Here is a 3066-nt window from a genome sequence, read left to right as displayed (position 1 = left end):
CCACGTATATCGGTCGTATCCGCACATAGCTTTGCTGACTATGCAGACAAGGACTCAAAGTCTTGCACTTCGCTCCACGCGCTCCCTGTCGTTACATTGCCTGTATCTCTGCGAGGGTTTCCCCAACATGCAACTTAACAAGTCCTATGTAACTACTCCCAACGCTCCGCCTATGTGAAGTTCCCCTGTAAGCGGTTTAGCCTTTCGACTATAGCTACAATACGCCAGTGACACTTATTCCTACCACACGTAATGCATGCCGACCGTAAAACGGACACGCAGAAGCGGGCAAAGCTCGATCTAGGATGCTTATTTGATGGTTTAAAACACGAATTAACGAAGACTTATCATTTTGAGGCTTGATATAAACACTGTTTATTGTGAAAATAGAATTCAGGTACAAGCCTTTTGGTGAAATCATAACGGTCGCCAAACCTTATGATCTTCGTTACTTGATGTTCTAGCATCAAATAACTGCGTACCGCTGAATTTACTTGAAAACCCCTCTAAGTTGCAAGACTTAGAGGGGTTTTTGTTTATAATTTTAAATTACAAGTTACTTATCCTTGTTTAAAGCAAATTTTCGCTTCTTAATTACAGTAATTGGCTTTTCTTGTGGAGCCATATTTTTCTGAATGGCTCCCTGCTTCATCTCTACTGGGACAGCACTATTTTCAGTAGTCTTTGGACTAGATTCTTTAGGCTTTGACTCTGTTGGCTTTTGCAGAGTTGCTTCCTTATTTTTAATTTTTATATAAATTTTATGAGCAACTGTATTGTGCTCCTTAATTTCCCTGTTCTTATCAGCCAATTTTTTATACTGTTCTTTAAAAGGTTTTATAAATTTTTTGATAGCTGATAAGAACACGGCTTCTTCAGGGTATATGTCCGCTAATGTCTTAGGTGTTTCCTTTTGCACGAAATTGATGAGATCGGCTGGAAATTTATTAAGAATCTCTGGAGTAGCAAAGCTTACAAAATCATAGTCATGATAAGAAATTACAGCATATCGGGTATTTTTCTTAGTCGGACTTTTAATATAACCCTTAACTGTTGCCTCCCCTTGATCAAGTAACTTTTTCAAATAGAAATCTTTGATTTGGTTTTCTATAAGCGCATTACCTCTATAGAACCTAAGCTTCTGACTGATTTCCGCCTGTTCTTCCAGGTTGTCTTCATCAACAAGTTTTAGCTGTTCGGATTGGTCAATGAATTGAGCATAATTATATTGAGCAAGTTCGGATGTCCAAATCAATAACTGATCAAGGTTTTTAGGCATAGGAACTTTCAAATCATTCAAATCAAGCTTTTTAATGGGCGCAAGTTCTTCTTCCTTAAACTCTGTTCTTTCTAAACTTGATTGCTTTAACATAATAATTTCCTTAACTTCCACTAATTTTAAACATAATAAAAATTATAAATGAGTGCTTAGAGCCTTTATTTTCAGATTCAGCTATTTGGGGTCAATAACGCATAAATCCCCATGCTTCCCATAGCCACACTGCTCTTTCATCACTCGGACGCAGGGCTTGGACTCTTCTCCAACGGCACAACTTTGAATATCAAACTGAATACCTTGCTGCCTTAAACTCTCGATCTTTGGAATATTCTCTAAAGGCTTAATATAAGATGCAAATAGCCACGTCATAGTCAGTATGAGAACTGAAAAAACACCTAAGAAAGTGGTGATTAACTTCCATGAAAATTGATCACTGGCTGATTCAATCGAGTTTTTCAAGCGTCCAAGCGCTTTAGCGGTCTTAATAAGTTCTGCTGTACCGTCCTGTAAGCCCTCATTTACCGCTTTTGATATAGTGTGGTGGGTTTGCCCAGCAATAGTGCTTTGAATGTGTTCTTTCGTGATTTGAAGCTCTTTAACGGCCTGATTGACTAAGTTTTGCTGTTGTTCTGCAACTGCCATCAGTGCATATAGCTTTTTTTCATCAGGTGTCATCGGCTCATCCCTCTAAACTTCATTGTTTTCTGTTGCTCTCTTTCTAATTTCTGCTGTTGTTTGTACTGTTCCAAAGCAAGCTGTTTAAAGCTGTCAAAATCAGCCTTAAAGTTCTCAATACCCTGTTTAATTTCTTTGTCTGAAATTGGGCTGTTTTTGAGGTCTTTCAGGTCTTTTTTAGGGTCGCCTAAATCTAGTTGCTCAAGCTCTTTATAGGCTATACGTGACTGTTGCAAGGCTTCCCTGATTTCAGGGTCTTTAGCTTGGCTTGGTAATAGTTTCTTTTCGGGTTCTTTCTCTATGCCTTGCTCTTTGTAGCTTCGCATATCAATACGGCTGTCAATTTGGTGTTTTTCTAAATGGCTGTTGCATAAATCTGCCCATCTTTGGCGTAGGTCTTTAATATCAGTTTTTCGTTCCTGGTAACCCTTGCCCGTATTGTCTTTTTTAGCTCCGCCACGTTCAGGATTCTTGGCGTTATAGCGTTTGAAATATTGCTCTGGATCTCGTTCGATTCCATCTTGCAGACGTTCATTAAACATGAGGTGAACGTGAGGCTGATCCTTGCCGTCCATTGCTTTAGGGTTATGAATCGCAAATTGATACGGATATTTTGAGCCGATCTCAGACTGAATGAAGTCCTCAACCAGTTCTAGGCGTTGCTCGGCATTCATCTCTCTAGGCAGGGCAATTTCATATTCTCGATAGGTACTGCCATTTTTACGCTCGTAAAGGTCGGCTGCCTGCCAAAAGGTAATCGGATTATGTTCAGCCCATTTCGGCATGTTTCCATAAGCACTATGTTCAAGATCGGTTTCTACCTGTTCCTGTGTCAGCTTCTTTTCTTCGTCCCGATCAATATATTCGGCATGCGGTGCTGCTTTGCCTGCCTTACCGACTTTGACACTTAAACGAGCAATCGCCATTAGGTTTTATCCTGTTCCTTTTTTCGGTTGCGCTCTTTCTTAAACGCTCTTTGATCAAGTATCGAAGCCCACATCATAATGATGATGATTAGCGGTGCTGCGATCACACCAAAAGTAATATCTTTGATTTTTCCCAGTACCTGTTTTAGTTGCATGTTGTTGCTCCTAGCTTTGGTACTTCTTTCT

4 protein-coding genes are annotated in these 3066 nt (G+C 39.8%); all 4 read right to left on the bottom strand.

Annotation, left to right across the window (positions count from 1 at the left end; all coding sequences use genetic code 11):
* Positions 1 to 556: 556 nt before the first annotated feature.
* The gene (locus tag AVJ19_RS20715; protein WP_111861387.1) at positions 557 to 1372 is read right to left on the bottom strand and encodes a hypothetical protein; all 816 of its coding nucleotides are present in this window, start codon (positions 1370 to 1372) and stop codon (positions 557 to 559) included.
* Between the two features lie 81 nt (positions 1373 to 1453).
* Positions 1454 to 1954 (bottom strand): hypothetical protein, encoded by a 501-nt coding sequence (locus AVJ19_RS20710; protein WP_100358226.1) that lies wholly within the window; start codon positions 1952 to 1954, stop codon positions 1454 to 1456.
* Positions 1951 to 2880, bottom strand: a complete 930-nt coding sequence (locus AVJ19_RS20705) for a MobA/MobL family protein (RefSeq protein ID WP_111861386.1) — start codon at positions 2878 to 2880, stop codon at positions 1951 to 1953. Before AVJ19_RS20705 ends, AVJ19_RS20710 begins: the two co-directional genes overlap by 4 nt.
* Positions 2880 to 3066, bottom strand: a 187-nt coding sequence (locus tag AVJ19_RS22300) for a hypothetical protein (RefSeq protein ID WP_111861385.1), incomplete at its 5' end; no start/stop codon positions are given. The genes AVJ19_RS20705 and AVJ19_RS22300, both read right to left, overlap by 1 nt.

Origin of the sequence: Acinetobacter sp. CFCC 10889 (assembly GCF_003268395.1) — a bacterium.
Classification (GTDB): Bacteria; Pseudomonadota; Gammaproteobacteria; order Pseudomonadales; family Moraxellaceae; genus Acinetobacter.
The sequence above is the reverse complement of the archived record's forward strand: the minus strand, read 5'-3'. Positions and strand labels throughout refer to the sequence as shown.

Bases quoted from the DNA above. Each gene is read 5' to 3' on its own strand.
- AVJ19_RS20715 (WP_111861387.1), bottom strand. From the start codon at position 1,372: ATGTTAAAGCAATCAAGTTTAGAAAGAACAGAGTTTAAGGAAGAAGAA.
- AVJ19_RS20710 (WP_100358226.1), bottom strand. From the start codon at position 1,954: ATGACACCTGATGAAAAAAAGCTATATGCACTGATGGCAGTTGCAGAA.
- AVJ19_RS20705 (WP_111861386.1), bottom strand. From the start codon at position 2,880: ATGGCGATTGCTCGTTTAAGTGTCAAAGTCGGTAAGGCAGGCAAAGCA.